This is a genomic window from Paenibacillus glycanilyticus NBRC 16618 (assembly GCF_004000805.1).
In the GTDB taxonomy this organism is placed as follows: Bacteria; Bacillota; Bacilli; order Paenibacillales; family Paenibacillaceae; genus Pristimantibacillus; species Pristimantibacillus glycanilyticus.
Window position 1 is genome coordinate 22,303 of the sequence record NZ_BILY01000034.1, and the last position, 23,662, is coordinate 45,964.

At 50.6% G+C, this 23,662-nt stretch carries 25 protein-coding genes and 1 tRNA gene; 22 read left to right on the plus strand and 4 right to left on the minus strand.

Features of this window, described 5'->3' with window-relative positions:
* The first annotated feature begins 8 nt into the window (after positions 1 to 8).
* Positions 9 to 491, plus strand: coding sequence for a DUF4446 family protein (locus tag PGL01S_RS22845; protein WP_127496868.1), 483 nt, complete (start codon positions 9 to 11; stop codon positions 489 to 491).
* On the opposite strand, the gene yyaC is transcribed toward PGL01S_RS22845, so the two are convergent.
* Positions 492 to 1,109, minus strand: coding sequence for a spore protease YyaC (gene yyaC / locus PGL01S_RS22850; protein ID WP_116394500.1), 618 nt, complete (start codon positions 1,107 to 1,109; stop codon positions 492 to 494).
* A 113-nt stretch (positions 1,110 to 1,222) separates the two neighbouring features.
* Here yyaC and PGL01S_RS22855 point away from each other — a divergent pair, with 113 nt between their 5' ends.
* From PGL01S_RS22855 to PGL01S_RS22875, 5 genes are all read left to right on the plus strand, one after another.
* Positions 1,223 to 1,462, plus strand: coding sequence for a putative Se/S carrier protein (locus tag PGL01S_RS22855; protein ID WP_116394501.1), 240 nt, complete (start codon positions 1,223 to 1,225; stop codon positions 1,460 to 1,462).
* A gap of 27 nt (positions 1,463 to 1,489) precedes the next feature.
* The gene (locus tag PGL01S_RS22860) at positions 1,490 to 2,365 is read left to right on the plus strand and encodes a mechanosensitive ion channel family protein (RefSeq protein WP_236013261.1); all 876 of its coding nucleotides are present in this window, start codon (positions 1,490 to 1,492) and stop codon (positions 2,363 to 2,365) included.
* Entirely contained in the window at positions 2,355 to 2,558 is a 204-nt protein-coding gene (locus PGL01S_RS22865; RefSeq protein WP_127496869.1) for a DUF951 domain-containing protein, read from the plus strand. Before PGL01S_RS22860 ends, PGL01S_RS22865 begins: the two co-directional genes overlap by 11 nt.
* An 82-nt stretch (positions 2,559 to 2,640) precedes the next feature.
* Positions 2,641 to 2,731, plus strand: a tRNA-Ser gene (locus PGL01S_RS22870).
* Between the two features lie 103 nt (positions 2,732 to 2,834).
* Positions 2,835 to 4,145: an NAD(P)/FAD-dependent oxidoreductase gene (locus PGL01S_RS22875; protein WP_127496902.1), complete on the plus strand. Its 1,311-nt coding sequence runs from the start codon at positions 2,835 to 2,837 to the stop codon at positions 4,143 to 4,145.
* A gap of 346 nt (positions 4,146 to 4,491) precedes the next feature.
* Here the strand turns inward: PGL01S_RS22875 and PGL01S_RS22880 are convergent, their stop codons facing one another.
* Positions 4,492 to 4,677: a YjzC family protein gene (locus PGL01S_RS22880; protein WP_127496870.1), complete on the minus strand. Its 186-nt coding sequence runs from the start codon at positions 4,675 to 4,677 to the stop codon at positions 4,492 to 4,494.
* A 185-nt stretch (positions 4,678 to 4,862) separates the two neighbouring features.
* Between PGL01S_RS22880 and rpsF the strand changes: the two genes are divergently transcribed.
* The 6 genes from rpsF to PGL01S_RS22910 all read left to right on the plus strand — a co-directional run bounded on the left by rpsF (position 4,863) and on the right by PGL01S_RS22910 (position 9,192).
* Positions 4,863 to 5,147, plus strand: coding sequence for a 30S ribosomal protein S6 (gene rpsF / locus PGL01S_RS22885; protein WP_091189332.1), 285 nt, complete (start codon positions 4,863 to 4,865; stop codon positions 5,145 to 5,147).
* 36 nt (positions 5,148 to 5,183) lie between these two features.
* On the plus strand, positions 5,184 to 5,717 hold the full coding sequence (gene ssb / locus PGL01S_RS22890; protein ID WP_116394505.1) for a single-stranded DNA-binding protein: 534 nt from the start codon (positions 5,184 to 5,186) through the stop codon (positions 5,715 to 5,717).
* An 18-nt stretch (positions 5,718 to 5,735) separates the two neighbouring features.
* Positions 5,736 to 6,020, plus strand: coding sequence for a 30S ribosomal protein S18 (rpsR, locus tag PGL01S_RS22895; protein WP_015847810.1), 285 nt, complete (start codon positions 5,736 to 5,738; stop codon positions 6,018 to 6,020).
* A 237-nt stretch (positions 6,021 to 6,257) separates the two neighbouring features.
* On the plus strand, positions 6,258 to 6,680 hold the full coding sequence (locus PGL01S_RS22900) for a DUF1641 domain-containing protein (RefSeq protein WP_116394506.1): 423 nt from the start codon (positions 6,258 to 6,260) through the stop codon (positions 6,678 to 6,680).
* A 23-nt stretch (positions 6,681 to 6,703) separates the two neighbouring features.
* Positions 6,704 to 7,882, plus strand: a complete 1,179-nt coding sequence (locus tag PGL01S_RS22905) for an NAD(P)/FAD-dependent oxidoreductase (RefSeq protein WP_116394507.1) — start codon at positions 6,704 to 6,706, stop codon at positions 7,880 to 7,882.
* Positions 7,883 to 8,046: 164 nt separating this feature from the next.
* Positions 8,047 to 9,192, plus strand: coding sequence for a cation:proton antiporter (locus PGL01S_RS22910; protein WP_127496871.1), 1,146 nt, complete (start codon positions 8,047 to 8,049; stop codon positions 9,190 to 9,192).
* A gap of 53 nt (positions 9,193 to 9,245) precedes the next feature.
* Here the strand turns inward: PGL01S_RS22910 and PGL01S_RS22915 are convergent, their stop codons facing one another.
* A complete protein-coding gene (locus PGL01S_RS22915) occupies positions 9,246 to 10,553 on the minus strand; it encodes a hemolysin family protein (protein WP_236013260.1) in 1,308 nt (435 codons plus the stop codon).
* 286 nt (positions 10,554 to 10,839) lie between these two features.
* On the opposite strand from PGL01S_RS22915, the gene PGL01S_RS22920 reads away from it, so the two are divergent.
* The gene (locus PGL01S_RS22920) at positions 10,840 to 11,607 is read left to right on the plus strand and encodes a DUF1836 domain-containing protein (RefSeq protein WP_127496872.1); all 768 of its coding nucleotides are present in this window, start codon (positions 10,840 to 10,842) and stop codon (positions 11,605 to 11,607) included.
* A 75-nt stretch (positions 11,608 to 11,682) separates the two neighbouring features.
* On the opposite strand, the gene PGL01S_RS22925 is transcribed toward PGL01S_RS22920, so the two are convergent.
* Complete coding sequence (locus PGL01S_RS22925; protein WP_116394511.1) at positions 11,683 to 12,036, minus strand: DUF4870 domain-containing protein; 354 nt, start codon at positions 12,034 to 12,036, stop codon at positions 11,683 to 11,685.
* Positions 12,037 to 12,158: 122 nt separating this feature from the next.
* Between PGL01S_RS22925 and PGL01S_RS22930 the strand changes: the two genes are divergently transcribed.
* From PGL01S_RS22930 to PGL01S_RS22970, 9 genes are all read left to right on the plus strand, one after another.
* Positions 12,159 to 12,587, plus strand: a complete 429-nt coding sequence (locus tag PGL01S_RS22930; protein WP_116394512.1) for a CBS domain-containing protein — start codon at positions 12,159 to 12,161, stop codon at positions 12,585 to 12,587.
* Positions 12,588 to 12,714: 127 nt separating this feature from the next.
* Complete coding sequence (locus PGL01S_RS22935) at positions 12,715 to 14,568, plus strand: amidohydrolase family protein (RefSeq protein WP_127496873.1); 1,854 nt, start codon at positions 12,715 to 12,717, stop codon at positions 14,566 to 14,568.
* A 146-nt stretch (positions 14,569 to 14,714) separates the two neighbouring features.
* Positions 14,715 to 15,608 carry a DUF2232 domain-containing protein gene (locus PGL01S_RS22940; RefSeq protein WP_236013259.1) on the plus strand — a complete coding sequence of 298 codons (894 nt, stop codon included), beginning with the start codon at positions 14,715 to 14,717 and terminating at the stop codon, positions 15,606 to 15,608.
* Positions 15,609 to 15,628: 20 nt separating this feature from the next.
* Positions 15,629 to 17,590, plus strand: a complete 1,962-nt coding sequence (locus tag PGL01S_RS22945; RefSeq protein ID WP_127496874.1) for a DHH family phosphoesterase — start codon at positions 15,629 to 15,631, stop codon at positions 17,588 to 17,590.
* A complete protein-coding gene (gene rplI, locus PGL01S_RS22950; RefSeq protein ID WP_116394516.1) occupies positions 17,587 to 18,033 on the plus strand; it encodes a 50S ribosomal protein L9 in 447 nt (148 codons plus the stop codon). The genes PGL01S_RS22945 and rplI overlap by 4 nt, the downstream gene beginning before the upstream one ends.
* Before the next feature lie 189 nt (positions 18,034 to 18,222).
* Positions 18,223 to 19,596, plus strand: a complete 1,374-nt coding sequence (gene dnaB / locus PGL01S_RS22955) for a replicative DNA helicase (RefSeq protein ID WP_116394517.1) — start codon at positions 18,223 to 18,225, stop codon at positions 19,594 to 19,596.
* 198 nt (positions 19,597 to 19,794) lie between these two features.
* Complete coding sequence (locus PGL01S_RS22960; RefSeq protein WP_127496875.1) at positions 19,795 to 21,081, plus strand: adenylosuccinate synthase; 1,287 nt, start codon at positions 19,795 to 19,797, stop codon at positions 21,079 to 21,081.
* Positions 21,082 to 21,208: 127 nt separating this feature from the next.
* Positions 21,209 to 21,883, plus strand: a complete 675-nt coding sequence (locus PGL01S_RS22965; protein WP_127496876.1) for a hypothetical protein — start codon at positions 21,209 to 21,211, stop codon at positions 21,881 to 21,883.
* A gap of 296 nt (positions 21,884 to 22,179) precedes the next feature.
* Positions 22,180 to 23,580 (plus strand): M23 family metallopeptidase, encoded by a 1,401-nt coding sequence (locus tag PGL01S_RS22970; protein ID WP_244935712.1) that lies wholly within the window; start codon positions 22,180 to 22,182, stop codon positions 23,578 to 23,580.
* Positions 23,581 to 23,662: the final 82 nt, after the last annotated feature.

The following is a 23,662-nucleotide window of genomic DNA, read 5'->3' on the forward strand; positions in this document are numbered from 1 at the left end:
AGTTCGAAATGGATGAGTGGACGAATAACCCGATGAATGGGGTTACGGTTGTACTGGCATTGTTGGTCGTCGTGTTATTGATTAGAATTTCAATTGTTGGCAGAAGGCTGAAAAAGCTTAGAAAGCAGTATGTGGAAGTGATGGGCAACACGGGCATTACGAATCTGGAAGAAGTCATTATCGATTTGAAGCAGTCCATTACGGCGCAAGAGCTGCAAAGCGAGAAGCTCCTGAAGCAAATGGAACAGATGAAGGAAGTGCAGCAGCAGGAAAAAGGCCGCGTTGGTGTACTGCGCTACAATGCATTCGCCGATCAGGGTAGTGATCTCAGCTTCTCGATTGCTGTGGTAAATGCGGCGCAGGATGGGGTAGTGATCTCAGGGCTACACAGCCGGGAGAATACTTACGTGTATGCCAAGCCGGTAAGCAAAGGCGAATCGAATTATACCCTTACTCCGGAAGAGCGCAAGGCAATAGCTGAAGCGAAGTAATTAATTAGTGCCCGGATGTTCCAGGGCGGCTGCCTGTTCTCTGGAGCGTGCAGAGACATGGATGCTGTTCATGATGGAGGAGAATACGCTGGAAGCGATGATGTCGGCCATTTTCATGACCAGATGTAAACGCGTGTTCTGCAGGACAAAATACTCCATGAATCCGCCCACGTTAACGATACCTGTAATATGGATGTCGCCAACAGGAGGGAGCTCCTTGTTTACGCCGGCGCCAGGTCTTACGGGGCCTGTGCCTACTTGAATCGAGCCGATGCTGGATACTTGCCCAAGGCAGGCGTCAATGCCGATAACAAACGGTTTTTGATAAGTGCGATTGATCTGATGGAGTGTCTCTTCGAGGTTCATGGCATGTACGGGCTCTTCTAAAGTGCCGTATAGGGAGAAGTAGGGGCTCTGATACTTGGAAAGGGTCGTGCCGATCAGTGGGCCAAGAGAATCGCCGGTAGAACGGTCTGTTCCAACGCACACGATTACGATAGGCCGCCCGGCCGACATCTCGTCGATCATAAGAGATAGCCGGTTGACGATTTGACCAACAGCATTCGCTTCCGTGTAAGGAACCTTTAACGGTATATCCTTCATAAAAGATAGTTTCATAGAATCCCCTCCATAAATGCCAATATGATACTAGTATATGGATAGGACAACCATTTTATACGTCGCGAAGCCAATAGTTTCGTTCTATGAGGTGAGGGAGAGGAGAAATCGCGATGTTAATCGCCTTTGATTCGACACAGCAAGCGCTGCGCGCGGAGATGCTGCTGGAATACGCGGAGGTTGAAATCGATATATGCCCAACTCCGAAAGAGATTACGGCCGGCTGCGCGTTATCGATTCATTTTCCGGGAGAAGAGCTGGAAACGGTCAAGCATGTTATCGAAACGGAGAATGTAGAAATAAGAGGAGTTTTCAAACCGATTCAGGACGGGTATGAACAAGTTGACCTGTAGGATGTGCAAGGATGGTGGTGCGGTAAAATGGATATTCAAGCCTACTATAAAGATGTTGCGGCATGGATGACAAGCGAGACAACATGGGAAGGTTTTGGACAATCGGTCTTGCGTATTGCGCTTATTATCATCATTGGACAGGTTATTATCTGGACTGCAAACAAAACGATTGACCGGGTCGTATTAAATCGCTCGGAGAGCCGAATGGTCCTTCAAACCAGAAGAATGACGACCGTAGGCAAGCTGGTCAAAAACATGATCTCCTATGCGGGATATTTCATTATCGGCATGCTTGTGCTTGACGAGTTTGGCGTACAGCTGGCGCCGCTGCTCGCGGGGGCAGGTGTCATTGGACTGGCTATCGGATTTGGTGCCCAAAGTCTAGTGAAAGATATTATTACGGGTTTCTTTATTATATTTGAAGATCAGTTCGCGGTTGGCGATGTCATTCAGACGGGCAATTTCAAAGGAACGGTCGAGGTTATTGGACTTCGGGCAACACGGATTCTTAGCTGGACGGGAGAAGTTCATATTATTCCGAACGGCATGATCAATGAGGTTACGAATTTCTCGATGCATAATTCAATTGCGTTTATTGATGTATCGATTGGTTATGAGGAGGACGCGGAGAAAGCGATTGTGATAATCCGCAGAGAACTCGAACGGTTTGAGAATGACAATCTCGTTAAGCCTCCGGAGGTGCTGGGTATCCAGACCATGCTTTCAACCGAAGTTAAGGTACGCATAACGGCAGAATGTCTTCCTAATACGCAAGCTGTTGTAGCAAGGGCATTAAATGCTTATATCAAGAAAGTGCTGGACGGCCACGGAATTGACATTCCGTATCCGCGAATGGTAACGTATCATCGCAATGAAAGGGGCGGCGATCCGAATGGAGCGTAAACAATTCGAGCTGGGCGATATCGTTCAAATGAAGAAGCAGCATCCCTGCGGATCCAATGAAATGGAAATTATCCGCATGGGGATGGATATCCGTATCAAATGCGTTGGCTGCAAGCATAGCGTTCTGATTCCGAGAGCAAAGTTCGAGAAAAATATGAAGAAAGTGCTGCGTTCCGCAGCGGATTCCGGGTAAAACGAACAGGCTTAATATTTTTTAAAAAAACAGTTGCATTGGGACAAGGCCTGTGATAATATAGTTTTTGCTTGACACAAACGGAGAGGTACCCAAGAGGCCCAAGGGGGCTGACTCGAAATCAGCTAGGCGTGTCAAAGCGTGCGTGGGTTCGAATCCCACCCTCTCCGCCATATTCGTCCATAACGCTTAGGCGGTTACATAAAGAAGAAAGCTCCTACGAGATCACGTAGGAGCTTTTTTTATCTTCGGGAGAAGCAGGTGAGTGGAATGAGTTTGTATGATATTACAATTGTCGGAGCAGGTGTCAGCGGCATATTCGCCGCCCATGAATTAGCGGCAAGCGGGCTTAAGGTGCTTATGCTGGACAAAGGCAAGAAGCTTGGCGAACGAAGCGATAGTTATATCGGTTTTGGCGGACTTGGCTTGTCGGAGGGGAAATATAACTATACGAATGATTTCGGCGGAGAGCTGGAGCGGAAGACCGGGTACGAAGCTGCGCTGCGGTTGATGGATGACGTGGATACGATCCTGTGCAAGTACGGAGCAGGTGCATCGGAGCTGTACAGCACCTATGATCCGGAACTGTCTGAGCGGGCACTGAAAGCTGGCTTTGGCGTGCTGACGACCAAAACCCGGCATCTGGGAACAAAATTGTCTAGGTCAGTTCTAGAGCGCATGTACGAATACTTGGAATCACGAATCGCGATGAGATTTGAGGCAGAGCCTATTCGAATCCATCCGAAGGAAGGACGCTTTGCCATAGAACTGGCTGATGGAACAGTTATTGATTCCGGGCAAGTAATTGTGGCAACCGGCAGGAGCGGGAACGAATGGTTTACCAATCAATGCGAGAGTCTTGGAATTGGCAGGGGAGAAGCAAGGGTTGATCTGGGGCTTCGAATCGAGATGAAGGGCAACCAGCTGGCTTCGATTCTTCAGCGTTCCTTCGAGACCAAGCTTAGCTTCCAAAGAGAGGGCTGCACAGCTACGACTTATTGCATGAATCCGCAGGGAAGGGTTGTGCTCAAGCTTCAGGAAGGACTGGCAATGCCGGACGGACAAAACTTCCGCGAGAAGGAGGAGGGCAGCTCCAACCTGAACTTTACCCTGTTTGTGCCGAACCGATTTGCTACGCTTGAAGAAGCAGATGCTTATTTGAAAAATATCGTCGGCGGGATTAACCGGGGACGGAATCGGATTGCAGCTCAAAGGCTTGGTTCGCTCCGTAGAGGGCCGCAGTACCAATCCTCCGAAGGCCAAGCTGCCGTCAGAAGCGTTATGCCGACGCTGGAGGCGGAGTTTACGGAGCTGAGAGAAGAGCTGCCGGAACGGTATATAGAGGCTACTCTGGCGTTTCTGGACGCGTTGGAGAAGCTCTTGGGGGTACCCATTGATGAAGATACCATTTTGTACGCCATTGACGGGAAGCTGTATTCACCGGCAATCGAGACAAACGATAAGTTCGAGACGAATATTAAAGGCTTTTATGTTATCGGAGACTGTTCGGGGACAACGCATTCCTTATCCCAGGCAGCGGCAAGCGGCATTTATGTGGGCCGGCTGCTGGCCGGTCGGAATGTTTGAGAGAATTCATGCTTGTCATTGCCGAAACGGAAAAAAGGGACTCTCGCGAGTCCCTTTTTCGACGGTGTTGTAAGTTTCGATGAATTATCGCCTTCATACAACGGAAAACCAGGTGCAATCTTCACAGATCGGTACACAATTCCATTAGGTATCGCTTTTCCGATCGCGATTGCTCGTGTGTTACAGCAACGTGTATTTAGCACAACGCCTCGCTTCTCAAGTGATGAGTAGTCAAATTCTCTAGTAGTCCTTGCCCCTATTCAGGTCCAATGGAACCACACCTCTCTTCACCGTCGATAATTATGATGTCCGTGACTTTGTGATCTTATACGGAGATGTTTGAAAATTAATTGTGAGCCATACGTTTCCACTTGCGTTCATGGTTAGACGTATCCGGGAACCTCTGACCGCGCTTCAGCTCGACCTTCTTCGGATTGTTAACCCCCATATGGTAGGAATTAACGCCCGTTTCAATATAAATGCCGTCGTTTGGAGCATGGTCGCCCGGGGAAAACAATGTCCATTCGCCCATACTTGCTCACCTCCTTGTCCGATTTGTAGTATTCACCGGAGAAGGCGCGGACATGAAAGGCAGAAATCGGGAACGGCGGATGACTTGTCAATGAGTAGGCGATTTGCTATACTGTGTAGATGCGAGTAATAATCTCGCTCCTTGCCCTTTCGGGGGCCGCTTAGTCCAAAAGGAGGTGAAACACAATGCGCAAATATGAAGTGATGTACATCATTCGTCCGGACGTTGAGCAAGAAAACGTTCAAGCCATCGTCGACAAATTCAGTGGCATCATTAACAATGGCGGGGAAGTCACGAAGCAAGATGTGATCGGTAAACGCCGTCTTGCGTATGAGATCAATAAGATTCGTGATGGTTACTACGTTCTGGTTCATTTCAACGCGAACAACGAAGTTGTTAATGAGCTTGACCGCATCATGAAAATTACGGATGAAGTTATCCGTTTCTTGATCGTCAGAGACGTTGCTTAATCCACGCTAGATGTTCGATTGGGAGGTCCAGAGGCGATGTTGAATCGTGTAATACTAATTGGCAGATTAACAAGAGACCCCGAATTGCGTTATACGCCTGCGGGTGTAGCAGTTACGCAATTTACGATAGCAGTAGACCGGCCGTTTACGAGCGGTCAGGGCGAGCGCGAAGCGGATTTCATTCCGGTCGTAACTTGGCGGCAGTTGGCTGAGACATGCGCTAATTACTTGCGTAAAGGTCGCTTAACCGCGGTAGAAGGACGCATTCAGGTGCGTAACTACGAGAACAACGAAGGTAAACGCGTCTATGTGACGGAAGTTATTGCCGATAACGTTCGCTTCTTGGAATCTAACCGTGAAGGCGGAGCTCCGCAAGAGAGTGGCGGTTATGCCGGAGGCAATAACAACAGCGGCGGAGGATCTTTTGGCGGCGGCGGCGGTAACGCTCCTTATGGTGGCGGTAACGGCGGCGGCGGAAAGCCTAGTACTCCACGCAACAACAACAGCCGTGATCCGTTCTCGGATGACGGTCGACCGATCGATATATCAGAAGATGACTTGCCATTTTAATCGAAAGGATGGGTTCGAATGAGCTTCAAGCAAAGAGAAGGCGGAGACGGAGAGCGTCCAGAACGCAAATTCGGCGGCCGCAAAGGCGGACGCAACAAACGCCGTAAAGTATGTTTCTTCACTGTGAACAAAATCACTCACATTGACTATAAAGATACTGATCTGCTCAAAAAGTTCATCAGCGAGCGCGGCAAAATCTTGCCACGTCGTGTAACTGGAACTAGCGCGAAATACCAACGTCTGCTGACGGTTGCTATCAAGCGTGCTCGTACTGTGGCTTTGCTGCCGTACACTACTGAGTAGTTCTTTTGGAAGAAAGCCTATTGGGAAACCAATGGGCTTTTTTTCTTTTATTTTATAAAATAGGAATTGATCATTTGGCGGAAGAGGAATACAATAAGATATAGTTCGTGCATATAAGTCGGCGATGATGTTGGGTCTTCATTGTGAATAATTTCACTTTAAATGACAGATGTGGAATAACGGCTTATGCAAGTAAATCAATTGATCGATTACAGATGGAAAGAGGGATGCATTCGTATGTCTGAAACCGTAACGAAATTACCTGAAGAATCCGGTTCCGTACGTGAACTGGACGTGCTTGAGCAACTGTTGAAGCCAGAAATTCAGCAATCGCTGACTCAATTGGTGGAAAACCTGCCAAAACTGGCAGAACTGGTGACCCTGCTTACTAAAGCTTATGATGTGGCTACTACCGTAGCTAACGACAAAGTTCTTGTGAACGATATGGTTCATGGCTTTGGCGAATTCGTTAAACCAATCGTAGACACGACTAAAGGCATCGCTAACGCAGCAGTTGAAGCTGGCGACCGCGCGCAAGCCGACAACTCTACAATTGGTCTCTTTGGCATTCTGAAAATGCTGAAGGATCCGCAAGTACAAGCAACGCTTCGTTTCGCCCAATCGTTCCTGAACGTATTGGCTGAGCGTAAAAACGGTTAATCATACAAGAGCGGAGGGTAAACATGGCTAAGCAAATTTTAATTCTTGGCGGCGGTTACGGCGGTCTTCTTAGCGCACTGACAGCTCGCAAATATATTTCGGCTGAAGAAGCTGAAATTACATTGATCAACAAAACTCCTTACCACCAAATCATTACCGAGCTTCACCGTCTGGCTGTTAGCGGCGTAAACGAAGGAAACGTAGCTCTTCCTTTGGATAAACTGCTGAAAGGCAAATCGATCAACCTGGTTATCGACACTGTAGATAACATTGATCCGGAGAAAAAACAAGTGAAGCTGGCTGGCAACGGCACAGTTAGATACGACCAGCTGGTTGTCGCTCTCGGCGGCGAAACAGCATTCTTCGGCATTCCTGGTCTTGAAGAAAACAGCCTGACGCTGAAATCGGTTGAAGAAGCAAAAGCTGTTAGCGCGCATATCCAAAACCGCATCGCAGCTTACGCGCAATCGAAAAACAAAGCAGACGCAACAATCGTTGTTGGCGGCGGCGGCCTGACAGGCATCGAGCTGATCGGCGAGATCGTTGATATGCTTCCAAAATGGTGTGAACAGTACGGCGTTGACAAGAGCGAAATCTCCCTGTACAACATCGAAGCTGGTCCAACTATTCTGATGGGCTTCCCGGCTGATCTTCTTGAGCGCGCGAAATCCAGCCTGACTAACCGTGGCGTTAACCTGATCATGGGCGTAGCGGTAACCGAGGTTCAAGGCAACAAAGTTATGCTGAAAGACGGCAGCTCCATCGAAACGAATACTTTCGTATGGACAGGCGGCGTTACAGGCAACCCTGTAGTAGCTAACTGTGGCATCGAAGTAAACCGTGGCCGTGCTTCGGTAACAGAATTCCTGCAATCGACATCCCACTCGGATATCTTCCTGGCCGGCGACAACGCGTTCGTTATGGGTCCAGAAGGCCGTCCGTACCCGCCAAGCGCGCAAATCGCATGGCAAATGGGCGAGTGCATCGGTTACAACCTGTTCGCGCAAGCGAAAGGTATCCCGATGAAATCGTTCCAATTCGTTAACTCCGGCGTACTTGCGAGCCTTGGCCGCAAAGATGCTATCGGTACAATCGGTGCAAGCCAGCTGAAGCTGAGAGGTACAGCGGCTACATTGATGAAAGAGGCAAGTAACGTTCGTTACCTGACTCACGTTAACGGTCTGTTCTCGTTCTTGAAATAGTTTTACTGAGAAGTGGAACCGTTCCGTGGTTCTCACGTAGTAGTAATAAAATAAGCATGACCTTGGAGGAGCCTGCCACTGCGGGCTCCTTCTGTCTATTTCCGGGAGTCTGCATAGGAGCAGGCTCCTTTTGTTATGCTGAAAAGAAGGAGGAAGGAGCGGAAATGGAGTTCATTCTATATTTGGCTATTATTATCGTATCAACCAAGCTGGCTGGCGCGTTATCGGTCAGGCTCGGACAGCCGGCCGTGTTAGGAAAGCTAATTGCAGGCATTCTCATAGGACCGGCTGTACTGGGATGGGTGAAGCCGGATGATTTTATCGGACATTTCTCGGAAATCGGCGTGCTGCTGCTTATGTTCATTGCGGGTCTCGAAACGGATCTTGATCAGCTGAGAAGGAATTGGAAGCCCTCCTTTGCTGTAGCGGTTGGAGGCATCCTATTGCCCTTTGTTGGAGGATACGGGATTGCGGCAGCGTTTGGACTATCAAGCAACGAGGCGCTGTTTCTGGGGCTGCTCTTATGCGCGACCTCGGTAAGCATATCGGTACAGACGTTGAAGGAGATGGATAAGCTGCAGTCGAGGGAAGGGACGACCATTCTGGGTGCTGCAGTGGTGGATGATGTGCTTGTTGTCATTTTGCTGGCGGTCATGATGAGCTTCCTAATACCGGCTAATGATGTATCGCTGGGGCTCTTGATTGGCAAGAAGGTACTATTCTTTGTCGTTATCGGGCTAGTGGGCTGGCTGCTTGTGCCGCGATTCCTGAAATGGTTTGCGCCGCTGAAGGTAACGGAGACGGCCATGAGCGCCGCATTGATCATCTGCTTTGCCTTCTCCTACTTCGCGGAAGAGATGGGGATTGCAGGCATTATCGGGGCATTTGCCGCCGGTATTGCCGTATCGCAAACGCCATTCAAGCATCAGGTGGAGTCCAAGGTAGAGCCGATTGCCTATACGTTATTCGTGCCGGTCTTTTTCGTAAGCATCGGGCTGCACATAACCTTTGATGGGGTAGGGGAGCAGTTGCTCTTCATCGTGCTTGTAACGATTGTTGCGGCCGTTACAAAGCTGCTCGGAGGCGGTTTAGGCGCCAGGCTTACGGGCTTTAATAACCGGTCTTCCATTGCGATTGGAGCGGGAATGGTATCGCGGGGCGAGGTAGCGTTAATTATAGCCGCATCGGGGCTGGAATCGGGATTATTGCCGGAGAAATATTTTACATCGGTTATCCTGGTCGTTATTTTGACGACGCTTATTACGCCGCCGCTCCTCAAGCAGGTATTTAAAGAAAGGCAGACGGCATAACGGATAAAAAGAAAAGGGCAGTTTCGCGGGCTGCCCTTTGTTCATCGTATAATTTACGCCGTTTCCACTTCGGCTTCATGAGTGCTCTCGTCAGCTTCTTCTTCGATAATAAGCTCGACTTTCTTAATACGGTGCTTGCCAACCTCACGGATGATAAAACGAAGATTCTCGTAGTGCATTTCCTTGCCCGGCTTCGGATCGGTAAACTCCGTGAACAGCCAGCCGCCGACCGTGTCGACATCTTCCTGATCGATGGCAACGCCGGTTATTTCGGATACATGGTCAAGCGAGACTTTACCGTCCAGCAGGTAGCAGTTATCCGCAAGCTTCTCGATTTCTTTCCGTTCATCGGTATCGAATTCATCCCGAATCTCGCCGACGATTTCTTCCAGAATATCTTCGATGGTAATCATGCCGGAAGTACCGCCGTATTCGTCCATCAGAATCGCGATATGAACGCGTTCCTGCTGCATGCGCTTCAGGAGCGTCTTAACCGGCAAAACCTCGGAAACGGCCAGGACCGGATGAACCAGCTTCTGAAAATTGAATTCTTTGTTTTCCTGGAATTCAAGGAACAGCTGCTTCGTGTTGATCATGCCAACGATGTTGTCTTTGCTGCCCGTTGCAACCGGGAAGCGGGTGTACTGTTCTTTGCGGATGATGTCCATATTCTCCATCATCGAATTATTCGTATATAAGCAAATCATATCGGTACGCGGAACCATGATTTCTTTGGCGAGCATTTCGTCAAAGGCGAAGATCCGGCTCACGTAACCGTATTCGGTGTTATTGATTTTACCGCTTTGGAAGCTGTCGTTCAGAATGATCTGAATTTCTTCTTCGCTATGCGCTTCTTCATGCTCTTTTACAGCCTTCAGTCCGAACATGCGGATCAGGCCTGTTGCGGAACCATTCAGCACCCAGATGAACGGGTACATGATCTTGTGGAAGTAGATAATCGGTTTGGCTACGGCAAAGCTGATAAATTCGGCTTTTTGGATGGCCCATGTCTTCGGTGCAAGTTCACCCATGACCACATGCAGGAATGTAACGGCAACGAATGCTATAACAAAGGAAATAATATGATTCAAATCGCTGTTTACGCCCAATTTCTCGAATAACGGATGGATAATTCGTTCAACGGTCGGTTCGCCTAACCAACCAAGTCCGAGGGCGGTAATCGTAATACCGAGCTGACAAGCCGAAAGATAAGCATCAAGGTTGCTTGTCACGCGTTGTACGGCAAGCGCGTTTTTCTTGCCTTCGAGCACCAGCTGATCCACTCGGCTTGCGCGAAGGCGGATAATTGCGAACTCCGTAGCAACGAAGAAGGCGGTCAATACAATTAATACAGCAATCATAAACAAATTAAATCCTATACTACTGTCCATTTGGGTTCTTCACAATCCTTTATCAAATATTATAAGTTCCTATGATCTACTATAACGAACTTCAGCTAGCAGATGCAAACTTGCTATTTTACTTTACGGGCGCAATACCATCCATTATGACGAAAAATTCGGAGCTAACATTACAATTTTGGCAAATACCTCGTCTTTACAAGGCTCTGTACAGGGGCGTATGATAAGTTCAGATGAGCTTGTAATCATCAAGCCAATCCCTTTATGTCATAAGGAGGTAAGCGATATGGAAGCTTTTACGCTTACCCGCAAAGAGATGGCGGATTTGCTGCTTGCGATGCAAGGCCAAAATTGCTGTGGTCCCCTACAGGTTCTGCAGCAGGCTTGGAAACAATCGCACCGTGATGCTTATGAATCCGGATCGTCGCTGCCGGCTTTCCTATCGACGGCGCTTCCGCCTGTCCTGGTGAAGCTGATTAAAGGACGCGAGGTAAAAGGATTCTCTTTGCAGGAGATATCCGCGTTAGGCGGATTGATAAATTTTTCGCAAATGTCGATTACATCGATGCAAAACTGGGTAAAGAGAGATTTCAAGGCTTATTTCGACTGTCCGAAAATCGGCAAGAAATATTCTCTGAATCAGACAGCGCTCTTGTTTATTATCGAAGATCTGAAATCCAGTCTCGATTTTGGTTCCATACGGAAGCTGTTCGACCGGCTGTTCAATAAACCGGAAGACGAAACAGACGACTTGATTGGTCCGCTCGAGCTGTATGCGGCGTATACTTCCATGTATGAAGAGCTTGCCTCGAGCGGCTACCGGCTGTTCGATATGGCTCGTCCATATACGGATGCGAAGGATAGAGAGGCAATTATGGAGCAGATGCTTCACAGCGCTTCGGAGCCGTTCCTGCAAATATTGCCGCGGCTAAGCGAGGAGCAGACGGAGGCATTGCGCCATATTTTGTTCATCGCCGTCATCTCGATCCGTACTTCTTATTTTCATTCGCTCGCCAAACGGTACTGTCATGCCACCTTGTTCCTGAATTCTTAAACGGTTCATACACATAGGCAGGTGATTTAAAAAGGCAGTAACGAAAGCCTTGCGCTCCCGTACTGCCTCAGCTAATCAGAATTTATGTGATTGCTGTTCCGCCCAGTCGCCGATGTACGGCAGCTTGAAGCGCTTGCCCTGCAGGGCAAGCAGCATCAGGGCTATCCATAGAATAAAGCCAAGAGGTGTCAGAACCAGACCAAGAAGCCAGCCGATAACGGGAATGAAACCAAGCACGATATTGAGTACAATGAATACAACGGAAATCGCGATAGACTGAAGGGCATGAAATTTTACGAACCGGCTCTGTTTCTCCACGACCAGGAATATAATACCGGTGATAAAGCCCAGGAAATAAGCAAGCAGTCCTGCCACTTTGGGGTCTATACCTGTTGAGGAACGATCAGGCTCGAAGGAAGCGCTGGACATGAACGGATCTCATCCTTTCTATAATCGACTCTCTCGAGAAGATTGTATTCATGTCCGAAAAGTTATATGTCATTACGTATGTTATAGTGAAGCCACTAGGAAAGATTGGAGTTGAATGACGGATGAATATTGCGTTTTTCCTGCTGCCCAAGCAGGAGGTTATTACGGTAACGCAAGATGCAACGCTCAGGCAAACCCTCGAGAAGATGGAGCATCACCGCTACTCTGCGGTCCCGATTATTAATGAGGAAGGCGGCTATGCGGGGACGGTAACGGAAGGCGACCTTCTCTGGTACATGAAGAACACGCCGGGCATAAGCTTTGAGAACGCCAATAAGGTGAAGCTGCAGGATGTGCCGCTCCGCATGATGAACCGCTCGGTTCGGATTGATGCGGATATGAAGGATTTGATTGCCCTTGCGAAGGTTCAGAACTTTGTCCCCGTAGTGGACGACCGCGGCCATTTCATTGGCATCGTCCGCAGAAGCGAAATCATCGATTACTGCCAGTCCTTTATTCCGGGTTCGCCGTCGGTTGCGATGGAGGCCTGACCGGTTTCAATTGGCCATTATGAACGAAGAGCATTCAGCATCTCCAAAAAGCATGGCTTGCGCAGCTATATTTTCAGATAGGGTAGGAGAAAATAGGCCAAGCGAGCATGACTTCAGGAGGGGCTTCATGAATAGGAATGAGCACCAAAAAGACGGAGGCCGCAAACGGTACCGTCTTTTTGTTTTATTATTTGCGTTGGTTATCGGGGTAACGGGAATGTTGAGCAGCGGCAGGGCATCCGGAGCGGCAGCATCGGAGACGGTCTACGATACGGTTATTGCCGGCGGCAGAGTTATGAATCCCGAAACCGGGCTGGATAAGAAGGGCTGGAATGTCGGCGTAAACGGCAGCCGTATTGCGATTGTTACATCTAAGCCTTTAAAGGGTAAGCATGTCATAAATGCAGCCGGTCTTATCGTGGCGCCGGGATTTATCGACAACCTGTCCTACAATCCGAACCCGCTGGGGGTCTGGAACAAGATCGCCGACGGGGTCACGACCAATATTGCCATGCACGGTGGAACTTCCACGCCTAAAGAGTGGTATAACTATTATGCAAAAAGCACGACGCCGGTTCATTTCGGAGCCTCGTTCTTCTACACGGAAGCCCGCAACCGATACGGGCTCAGCCGTTATGACAGCGCCCGGCCGGAACAGATCGCGGAGATGGTCAAGCAGGCGGAGCAGGCACTCAATAACGGAGCGCTTGGCATTTCATTCAGCCTTGAATACGTGCCGGGTATAACGGCAGCCGAGATTGTGCCGATGATGCAGCTTGCCTATGATTACAACGTGCCTGTCTACTTTCATGCCCGTTATTCCGATATGGAGGAGCCGGGCACCAATATGGATGCCCTTAACGAGCTGATCGGTTATGCCCGGAGAACGGGGGCAGCCGTCCATATTGATCATATCAACAGCACGGGGGGCACTTTCTCGATGAAAAGGTCGCTCTCCCTTCTGGAGGCTGTCCGCAAACAAGGGCTCGATATTACCGCCTGCGTCTATCCCTACGATTATTGGGGGACCTTCCTGAACTCGACAAGGTTCGATGAGGGCTGGCAATCGAGATTCCGGATTACGTTCCGTGACTTGCAGATTGCGGGAACCAATCACCGCCTGACCGAGGAGACGTTCAGCCGGTACCGCGCGGAAGGCAAGCTGGCGGTAGCGTACGCTATCCCCGAACAGGATGTCGTAAAGGCGCTCAAGGCGCCTTACGTGATGATTGGGAGCGACGCGATCCTGGAGCCCGGCCACAATAATCATCCGCGTGCTTCCGGAACATTCGCCAGAACGATCGGAAGGTATGTCCGGGAGAAGCATACCCTTTCTTTAATGGATGCTCTCGCGAAGATGAGTCTTATGCCGGCTCAGAGGCTGGAAAAGCAAGCCCCTGCGCTGCGCAAGAAAGGCAGGCTCGCCAAAGGAATGGATGCGGATATCGTCATCTTCGATTACAAGACGATTAAAGACCGCTCGACGGTTGAGCATCCGGAGCAGCTATCCGCTGGAATCCGTTATGTGCTTGTTGGAGGCCGTCTGGTTCTCGATAACGGCAAGCTGAATAAGGATATCCAGGCCGGTCAGCCTGTTCGCAGCGAGTTCGTCAGGGTGAAAAGCAGAGCTGGCTTGCTGAGCTGGGGAGCACTTCAATATGCCGTGGTCGATTATAAAGGCATGCCGTACGTGGATGTCCGTTCGCTTGAGCAGCAGGGCTACAGGCTGGTATGGGATAAAGCGGCCCATAAAGTTATAGCCAAGCGTAGCAATAGTCAGGCGTCTCCCGTGATTAGCGGCGCCGAGCTTGCTCCCTCGGAAGGAATGCTCATGCTCGAGCGGGGATATCGGTTGGAGGCAGGAGACGTAAAGGCGAATTTGATCTCGATCGGAACCCGGACGTTTATGCCATTATCCTTGCTGGACAAGCTGGGGCTTGAAGTAACCGCGGCGGGCGCTGCGTCATGGAAGGCAAGCTGAGCCCGCCGGCGCCTGATCGCAATAGACGGGCGGCAAGCGCTAAAGGATGTGCGTGATCTATTTTGCTTTTATGATATAATGGAGTTTGAATGTTTGTTTACTGATTATGTGCGCAAGAGGTGAACGGCTTGAAAGGTAAGCCCGGTATGAAAGCAGTTCTATGGAGCGGTGCGTCTCTGCTTCTAATTTTGTCATTGGCAGTACCCGTGTTTAATATGCTGACCATTATGCTGCTAATGGTGCCTTACGTCATTTTGTATACGACGCTGTCGACCAGGTCCTTTTTACTGCATCTTGTACCGGTATGGATCATCGCGGCCGTTATTCTTGGGCCGTCGGTTCTTATTATCGCGTTATTCTTCTTGATCCCCGCTATGGTAATGGGGCAGATGTACCGGAAGAAGGCGTCAGCACCGTTTATATTAAGGCGGACGACGCTGACGATTCTATTCTGTCTGCTGGCGGAGCTGCTTATTTTCGAAGGGGTTCTGAAACAATCGTTTATTGATCAGATCGGTGAGTTTGTCCGCAGCTTGGTGGCTGACCTCGACTCGGAGCATGTGCTTCCGAAGGAGTGGAACAGCGACTATACGGAATCCATCATCAAGATTATGATCCAATCGATTCCGCAGGCGATCATTCTGATTTCCTTCGTGTATGCGGTCATAACGCAATATTTCGCACGCAAGGCGCTGGCATCATCCATCGAGGATATTCCTACCATGCCTAAGGCAAAAGACTGGATGCTTCCGCGCATTATGGTATTTTACTACCTGGTCGTCTATATCCTGCAGATGTTTGCGGACAGCACCAGCAGTTCCTTCTATTCCGTAGCGCTTATGAATGTGGTGCCGCTTATGCGGTATGCGTTCACGATTCAAGCGATCGGATTCTTCTTCTACATCGCGCATCAGCGGAGATGGAATAAGGCGGTCCCGGTTATTATCGCAATTCCGCTTCTTATCTTCCCGCCGCTAAGCTTGATTGGCGTACTTGATGCCGCTTTTCCGATCCGTAAGTCGTTTTCGAAATCATCATAAGCAATAGGAGCGAATAGGAAATGCCGAAGTTTCTTGTCACGCGATGGCATGGCATGCATCAGGTCTGGTCTATCGCATTAATGGTTCTTATGACCGTCGTGCTCACCTGGTTTTGGTGGGTGCTTGGGCTTATCGCGCTTCTTCTCACTATAGCCGCGGCTGTTTATACGGTTCTTGCGGAGCGGGCTTTCCGCAAGGATTTGAAGTCTTATCTCGGGACGTTATCCTACCGGGTGAAAAAGGTCGGCAATGACGTCATCGGCGAGCTTCCGTTTGGCGTTATTTTGTATAACGAAGACCGTACGGTAGAATGGCATAATCCATACATTGCGCAAATTGCGGGCGAGGAATCGGTGATCGGGATGCCGCTCACGGAGTTGTTCCCGGCTCTGCAGCAGGTTAAGGACAAGGAAGGAACCGTTGAAGCGACGGTTGACGGGCATGTCTACCAGCTGCTCTTCAAGCAAAAGGAGCGGATTTTGTACGTACAGGACATTACGCTCCTCTGGCAGCTCAGCAAGCGCTACGATGAAGAGAAGCTCGCAATGGGCGTCGTTATGATCGACAGCCTGGAGGAAGTAACGCAAGGGATGGACGACCATCAGCGCAGCTCGCTCCAGTCGAAGGTGACGACCGAAATTACCGAATGGGCGCAGCGGTATCAGCTGTACCTGAAGCGGGTAACCTCGGACAGGTTCCTTCTGATTACCGATCAGAAGACGCTGAGACAGCTGGAGCAGTCGCGGTTTGTCATTCTGGATGAAGTTCGGGAGATGACCGCCGATCAGAAAATCCCGATTACGCTCAGTATCGGCTTCGCAGCCGGAGCGGAAAGCATTGTCGAGCTTGGGCAATGGGCGCAGTCCAGTCTGGACATTGCACTTGGACGCGGCGGCGACCAGGCGTCGGTGAAGGTTGGCGGGCGCCAGTCGTTCTACGGCGGCAAGACCAATGCGGTGGAGAAGCGTACGCGGGTCCGCGCCCGCGTCGTTGCGCACGCGCTTCGCGATTTGATCAAGGAGAGCGGCAACGTCGTCATCATGGGTCATAAAATGCCGGATATGGATGCGATAGGCGCGGCTATCGGTATTTTGAAAGCGGCTCTGATGTTTGGCAAGGAAGCCTATATCGTGCTTGAGGGTATCAACCCGGCCATTCAGAAGATGATGGAAATGCTGCGCGAGGACGAGAAGTTCACGAAGCGGTTCATTACGCCGGAGCAGGCGTTAGGCATAACGGACAGCCGAACGCTGGCCGTTGTGGTTGACACGCATAAAGCGTCGATGGTGAAAGAGCCGAGGATCCTGGCGCAGACGAATAAAATCGTAGTGGTTGACCACCACCGCCGCGGCGAGGAATTTATCTCGAACGCGATTCTGGTCTATATGGAGCCTTACGCCTCCTCAACCTGCGAGCTTGTCACCGAGCTGCTGCAGTATATTCACGACCGGGTACTGCTGGATGTACGCGAGGCAACCGCGCTTCTGGCAGGCATTACGGTCGATACGAAGAACTTCTCGCTCCGGACGGGCGCCCGCACGTTTGACGCGGCATCGTTCCTGCGCCGCAACGGTGCGGACTCAACGATGATTCAGCGGATGCTGAAGGAGGATCTCGAGGAGTATGTTCGCAAGGCCGAGATTATCAAGCATGCCGAGGTATACTACGACCATGTGGCGATTGCGGTAACGGAGCCGGGCCGAAAGGTGGCTCAGCTGCTCATTGCGCAATCGGCGGATACGCTGCTTAACATGACGGATATCTATGCCTCGTTTGTTATTGGGGAAAGGCCGGATGGACTTATCGGCATAAGTGCCCGCTCGCTCGGGCATATGAATGTACAAGTCGTGATGGAACGGATGGGCGGCGGTGGCCACCTGACGAACGCGGCGGCTCAACTAGAGGGCACCGTGCAGGAAGTGGCGGCCAAGCTCAAGACCGTACTCGCACAAATTGAAGCGGAAGAGGGGTTATTCGAATGAAAGTAATTTTCTTGAAAGACGTTAAAGGTCAAGGTAAAAAAGGCGATGTGAAGGAGCTCTCCGAAGGCTACGTACGCAACTTCCTGCTGCCGCAAGGACTGGCGAAGCTGGCGTCCGACGGCAACCTGAAGACGCTGGAAGTGCAGAATGCTTCGGAAGAGAAACGCAAAGCGAAGGAAAAAGCGGATGCGGTTGAGCTCGGCAAGAAGCTGGAAGAGCTGAAGGTTGTTATCAAGGCCAAAGCGGGCGAAGGCGGCCGGTTGTTCGGTGCCATTACAAGCAAGCAAATTGCCGAGGCACTGGCTGCTCAGGCGGGCGTTAAAATCGACAAACGCAAAATTGAGCTGGAAGACGCGATCCGCACCCTCGGCGTTACCCAAGTACCGGTGAAGCTGCATGTGGACGTTAAATCGAAGCTTAACGTTCAAGTTACCGAAGAATAAGAGCCCTTATTAAGCGTAATAGAAGCAAGACGACAATGGCGATGTGAGAGCATCGCCATTGTTGTCCAATCGGACAGGCCGATGCTGGAACTTTCCATAGCTTTCGGCGGCCTGCAACTGCTACACTGTTCGTTGTAGCATGAACGGAATCGGAAGCCATTCAGCATTCATTGGAAGGGAGCCTAAAGCATGAGCATGAGTAGTACGGAGCTGATGTTTGATCGGGTGCCGCCGCAAAACCTGGAGGCGGAGCAAGCCGTAATCGGCGCGATCCTGCTTCAGTCGGAGGCGCTGATCACCGCGATGGAGCGGCTGCGCAGCGAAGACTTTTATAGCGTTCCCCATCAACATATATACGAAGCGATGGTTGAGCTTGGGGAGAGCGGACAGCCGGTCGATCTGATCACGCTGACCGCTTATTTGCAGGACAGGCAGCTGATCGAAGAGATTGGCGGCGTCTCGTATTTGGCCAAGCTGGCAAGCGCCGTGCCAACGGCGGCAAACGTCGATTACTACGCGCAGATCGTGGAAGAGAAGTCGATGCTTCGCCGGTTAATTCGGACAGCCACCAATATCGTGTCGGACGGTTACGCAAGCACGGATGAAGTCGGTATTCTTCTAAGCGATGCGGAGCGTAAGATTCTGGAAATCTCGAACCGCCGTTCAAGCAGCGGCTTTATCTCCATCCGCGACGTTCTGATGGAAGTATTCGAGAAGGTCGAGACGCTCTACAATCAGAAGGGTGCCGGAACAACCGGTATCCCTTCCGGATTCGTCGACTTGGATAAAATGACGGCCGGCTTCCAGCGGAGTGACTTGATCATTATCGCGGCCCGTCCTTCCGTAGGTAAAACGGCGTTCGCGCTGAACATTGCCCAGAACGTTGGCGTCCGCGCCCGCGAGACCGTCGCGATCTTCTCGCTCGAGATGTCCGCGGCGCAGCTGGTTCAGCGTATGGTCTGCGCCGAGTCGAACGTAGACGCGACGCGGATGCGTACCGGTCAGCTCGAGGGCGACGATTGGGAGAAGCTGACGATGGCGATTGGCGCCTTGTCGGAAGCGAATGTATTTATAGATGATACGCCAGGCATTACGGTTGCCGATATCCGCGCGAAATGCCGTCGCCTGAAGAAGGAAAAAGGTCTCGGCATGATTCTTATCGATTACTTGCAGCTCATTCAAGGCCGCGGTAAAGCGGGCGAGAACCGTCAGCAGGAAGTATCCGAGATTTCGCGTACTCTGAAACAGATCGCCCGTGAGCTGGAAGTGCCGGTTATCGCCCTGTCGCAGCTCAGCCGCGGCGTCGAGCAGCGTCAGGACAAGCGTCCGATGATGTCCGACCTTCGGGAATCGGGTTCGATCGAGCAGGACGCCGACATCGTAGGGTTCTTGTACCGCGACGATTACTACGACAAGGAATCCGAGAAGAAGAACATCATCGAGATCATTCTTGCCAAACAGCGTAACGGCCCGGTCGGTACGGTCGAGCTGGTCTTCCTTAAGCAATTCAATAAATTCGTAAGCTTAGACAGGACTCACGAGGACCCGTCGCAGGCATCATAAGGTTATGTATAATATCCGAACAATTGTATGGGCGACTGTACAATTGTTCGTTTTTTGTTTGACTTCTCTATACGGGACTGCTACACTGTTATTGCTGTCTTTTACGCGGTCGGACCATTTTTGAGTAAGAAGCACCGATCCGGTTAATGCTAAGACGGTAATTTTCGGTGTGCAAAATCACCGGACGGGGGTATGTTTATGTCTACGGTTGTTGTTGTCGGTACGCAGTGGGGAGACGAAGGGAAAGGCAAAATTACCGATTACTTGGCGGACGGAGCCGACGTCGTCGCTCGCTATCAAGGTGGTAACAATGCCGGACACACTATTCTCATTGACAACAAAAAGTATAAATTGACGATGATTCCATCGGGTATTTTCAATCAAAATAAAATTTGCGTTATCGGCAACGGGATGGTTATCAACCCGCAAGCGCTGATTGACGAAATTAACTATATTCATGACAACGGCTTCTCCACGGACAACCTGAAAATCAGTGACCGCGCCCATGTCATTATGCCTTATCATCTCGTGCTTGACGGCCTCGAAGAGGACCGCAAGGGCGATAACAAAATCGGTACGACACGCAAAGGCATCGGCCCATGCTACATGGACAAAGCCGCGCGTAACGGTATCCGTATCGCCGACCTTATGGACGCGGAAGAATTCACGGAAAAAACACGCCGCCTCGTAGCCGAGAAAAACCAAGTCATTCAGCAAGTATACGGTGGAGAGCCGCTTGATGCCGAAGCCATTATTGCGGAATACTTAGGCTACGCGGAGACGCTTCGTCCATACGTAACGGATACTTCGGTTGTTCTGAACGACGCGATCGACGCAAACCGTAAAGTACTGTTCGAAGGCGCTCAAGGCGTTATGCTTGATATCGACCAAGGTACTTATCCATTCGTTACTTCTTCCAACCCGTCGGCCGGCGGCGTATGCATCGGCTCCGGCGTAGGTCCTTCGAAGATCCAACAGGTTATCGGCGTAGCGAAAGCTTACACAACGCGTGTTGGCGACGGTCCGTTCCCGACGGAGCAAATTAACGAAATCGGCGATCTGATCCGCGACAAAGGACATGAGTACGGTACGGTTACAGGCCGTCCGCGCCGCGTGGGCTGGTTCGACAGCGTTGTTGTCCGCCATGCGCGCCGTGTCAGCGGCATTACGGGTCTGTCCCTTAACTCGCTTGACGTACTGAGCGGCCTTGAGACCGTGAAGATCTGTACGGCTTACAAATACCGCGGCGAAGTTATCGAGCACTATCCGGCAAGCCTCAAGATGCTGGCGGAATGCGAAGCGGTATACGAAGAGATGCCAGGCTGGAGCGAAGATATTACGGGTGCGAAAACACTGGAAGATCTTCCGGTTAACACGCTGAACTACCTGAACCGCGTATCCGAGCTGACAGGTATCCCGATTGCGATCTTCTCGGTTGGACGCAACCGCGAACAAACGAACATCGTTCGTCCAATCTACGAATAGAACGTATATAAGAAAGGATAGTCCAAGGCGGAATGGCCGGGACTATCCTTTTTTGTCGTTTTCATAGTTTGCTCCCCCTATTCTTTGACCATAATGATAGATAACAGAAGGAAAGGGATGAGCGCAAATGTGGGTAAAAGCAGCCGTATGGATTGCGAAAATCGTAGCGGCGGGTCTCATTGTCAGCTTTCTCTCCATATGGACAACCGGCTATATCGTTAATAGTTATGTGCAGACGCTGCTGAAGCAGTATAATCTGCCGCTGGAGGTACAGCCGATGGCTTTGTCCGGGGTATGGGGCAAGCTGTGGGGCGCCGAGGAGCCAGTCCAGACGGAGGATACCGAGAAGACGGGCACGGATGGGGCAGACGGGGATAAGGTTGCGGTAGATGCGTTTGCCGACCAGCCATCCACTGCGCCGCTTACGGATATCGGCATTGGCGGAGGCTCGAAGGCGGAGAGCGGTACAGCCGGTCAATCGGAGGAAGCGGGTACAAGCACGGGTCAGACGGAGGGCAGCAGCCAGACGGACGATGATGAAGCACCGTCGATCGACGGAACGGAAACGGCGATTACAACCGAGGATATGAACAATATGAAGGGCCAGATGAGCGAAGCCGATAAGGATCAATTATTCGGTTTGCTCATGAGCAAGCTGCCGCAGGAAGCGATGCAGACGATCTCCGGCTACATGGAAAACGGGCTTACGGATGAGGAGCTTACGCAGATCCAGCAGCTGATGGCACAGTATCTGGACCGAGACCAGTATGAACAAATGATGGCAATTCTGAAAAAATATTAATTTCGACTCTTGACAAGAATGGTTGCCGCGTTTATTAACCATATGTTAAAGTATTAGGCGAGTGATCCGACAGGACATTCGTCTTTTTTTATGTCGGATTCCGTATTTTATTGCAGGAAAAGTGCGAAAAGGAGACCATCATGACCGTTTTCAGCCCCAAGGATCGTTTCCGGAAGACTTGGAATCTTGTAAACCAGTACTTTCGGCCTAGTGATCTGCAAGACTCGAAAGGCAAGAAGCAGCCTCCTTCGGCAGGAGAGAGACCACATACTCCAATGTGGAAGAGAAAACCTGTCATGCTTACAGCAGGAGTGCTGGTAGTCCTAGCAGCAGCCGGTATCGGTGGTACCGGATACGTACAAGCGAACACAGTCGATTATTACAACGTATATAAAGACGGCAATATTGTGGGCTCCATCAACGATCCCGCAGAGGTTGAACAGTTAATTCAGCAGCAGACCGAAGAAGTAAAGAAAGCGAATCCGGAGCTCAGCATGGTGCTCGACACCGGGGAGATTACGTACAGCGGGGAAAGCGGCTTTAAAGCGGACCCTGAGACCGAAGAAACGTTAAGCAAGCTGAAAGGTCTGCTAACCTCGCATGCGGAAGGCGTGGAACTGGTTATCGACGGCAAGGTAGCCGGTGTGGTGAAGGATCAGGAAACCGCGGATGCCATTCTGAACCGCGTGCAGAGCAAATACGCTCCGCAACTTGCGGCAGCGAAGAAGCAGAACGAAGTGAAGACTTTGTCTTACTCCAAGACGGAAGCTGAGAAGAAAAAGACGGAATCGTCCAGCGGCAAAAAGCTGACGGGCGTTAAATTCGTTGAAGAGGTTAAGACGGACGAAGTAGAAGTGGATCCAAACAAGATTATGGACGCTAACGAGCTGTACCTGAAGCTTGTGAAGGGCAGCGTCAAACCAACGAAGTATACGGTACAAAAAGGCGATTGCATCGGATGCATTGCCGATAAGTTCAATATTTCCGAACAAGTGATTTATGATAACAACGGCTGGATTGAGCAGGATATGATCAAGGAAGGCGATGTCCTGGATCTGACCGTGCTGCAGCCGGAGTTGACGGTAAAGACGGAAGAACGCCAATCCGAAACGATTACTTACGATGCTCCCGTCGAGATCCGCAAGAGCGACTCCATGAAGCTTGGCGAGTCGAAGGTGCTGACGGAAGGCAAGAGCGGCAAGAAGACTCTTACATACCGGGTTGTGAAGCAGAACGGTAAGGTTATGACGGAAGAGCTCGTAGATAGTCAGGTTGTCGTGAAGCCGGTAGCCGAGGTTATCATCCGGGGAACTAAGGTTATTCTTGGCGAAGGTACAGGCCATTTTGCATCTCCTGTATCCGGCTGGTCGCTGTCGAGCAAGTATGGTCAGCGCTGGGGACGGATGCATAAAGGCATCGACATGACGGGCGGCAAGACCATCATGGCACCGGATAACGGTGTTGTTGAGTTTGTTGGCCAGAAGACCGGCTATGGCAATTGCATTATCATTAATCATAAGAATGGTTACAAAACGTTGTACGGACATCTGAAGTCCATCGGCGTGAAGAAAGGCCAGATTGTCGAAAAAGGCGACAGTATCGGCATTATGGGCAGTACCGGCGAATCGACCGGCGTGCATCTGCATTTCGAAATTACGAAAAACGGCGTACTGCAAAATCCGTTAAAGTACTTATAATCTATTTTCTTTCACAAGAAGGCTGTCCTTATGAGGGCAGTCTTCTTTTTACCTTTTTTTACCCTGAAGCTGTCGGAACGAA

Excerpts from the sequence above, each read along its gene's own strand:
- PGL01S_RS22845 (WP_127496868.1), top strand. The coding sequence starts at position 9 with ATGGATGAGTGGACGAATAACCCGATGAATGGGGTTACGGTTGTACTG.
- yyaC (WP_116394500.1), bottom strand. The coding sequence starts at position 1,109 with ATGAAACTATCTTTTATGAAGGATATACCGTTAAAGGTTCCTTACACG.
- PGL01S_RS22855 (WP_116394501.1), top strand. The coding sequence starts at position 1,223 with ATGTTAATCGCCTTTGATTCGACACAGCAAGCGCTGCGCGCGGAGATG.
- PGL01S_RS22860 (WP_236013261.1), top strand. The coding sequence starts at position 1,490 with ATGGATATTCAAGCCTACTATAAAGATGTTGCGGCATGGATGACAAGC.
- PGL01S_RS22865 (WP_127496869.1), top strand. The coding sequence starts at position 2,355 with ATGGAGCGTAAACAATTCGAGCTGGGCGATATCGTTCAAATGAAGAAG.
- PGL01S_RS22880 (WP_127496870.1), bottom strand. The coding sequence starts at position 4,677 with ATGGGCGAATGGACATTGTTTTCCCCGGGCGACCATGCTCCAAACGAC.
- rpsF (WP_091189332.1), top strand. The coding sequence starts at position 4,863 with ATGCGCAAATATGAAGTGATGTACATCATTCGTCCGGACGTTGAGCAA.
- ssb (WP_116394505.1), top strand. The coding sequence starts at position 5,184 with ATGTTGAATCGTGTAATACTAATTGGCAGATTAACAAGAGACCCCGAA.
- rpsR (WP_015847810.1), top strand. The coding sequence starts at position 5,736 with ATGAGCTTCAAGCAAAGAGAAGGCGGAGACGGAGAGCGTCCAGAACGC.
- PGL01S_RS22900 (WP_116394506.1), top strand. The coding sequence starts at position 6,258 with ATGTCTGAAACCGTAACGAAATTACCTGAAGAATCCGGTTCCGTACGT.
- PGL01S_RS22905 (WP_116394507.1), top strand. The coding sequence starts at position 6,704 with ATGGCTAAGCAAATTTTAATTCTTGGCGGCGGTTACGGCGGTCTTCTT.
- PGL01S_RS22910 (WP_127496871.1), top strand. The coding sequence starts at position 8,047 with ATGGAGTTCATTCTATATTTGGCTATTATTATCGTATCAACCAAGCTG.
- PGL01S_RS22915 (WP_236013260.1), bottom strand. The coding sequence starts at position 10,553 with ATGATTGCTGTATTAATTGTATTGACCGCCTTCTTCGTTGCTACGGAG.
- PGL01S_RS22920 (WP_127496872.1), top strand. The coding sequence starts at position 10,840 with ATGGAAGCTTTTACGCTTACCCGCAAAGAGATGGCGGATTTGCTGCTT.
- PGL01S_RS22925 (WP_116394511.1), bottom strand. The coding sequence starts at position 12,036 with ATGTCCAGCGCTTCCTTCGAGCCTGATCGTTCCTCAACAGGTATAGAC.
- PGL01S_RS22930 (WP_116394512.1), top strand. The coding sequence starts at position 12,159 with ATGAATATTGCGTTTTTCCTGCTGCCCAAGCAGGAGGTTATTACGGTA.
- PGL01S_RS22935 (WP_127496873.1), top strand. The coding sequence starts at position 12,715 with ATGAATAGGAATGAGCACCAAAAAGACGGAGGCCGCAAACGGTACCGT.
- PGL01S_RS22940 (WP_236013259.1), top strand. The coding sequence starts at position 14,715 with ATGAAAGCAGTTCTATGGAGCGGTGCGTCTCTGCTTCTAATTTTGTCA.
- PGL01S_RS22945 (WP_127496874.1), top strand. The coding sequence starts at position 15,629 with ATGCCGAAGTTTCTTGTCACGCGATGGCATGGCATGCATCAGGTCTGG.
- rplI (WP_116394516.1), top strand. The coding sequence starts at position 17,587 with ATGAAAGTAATTTTCTTGAAAGACGTTAAAGGTCAAGGTAAAAAAGGC.
- dnaB (WP_116394517.1), top strand. The coding sequence starts at position 18,223 with ATGAGCATGAGTAGTACGGAGCTGATGTTTGATCGGGTGCCGCCGCAA.
- PGL01S_RS22960 (WP_127496875.1), top strand. The coding sequence starts at position 19,795 with ATGTCTACGGTTGTTGTTGTCGGTACGCAGTGGGGAGACGAAGGGAAA.
- PGL01S_RS22965 (WP_127496876.1), top strand. The coding sequence starts at position 21,209 with ATGTGGGTAAAAGCAGCCGTATGGATTGCGAAAATCGTAGCGGCGGGT.
- PGL01S_RS22970 (WP_244935712.1), top strand. The coding sequence starts at position 22,180 with ATGCTTACAGCAGGAGTGCTGGTAGTCCTAGCAGCAGCCGGTATCGGT.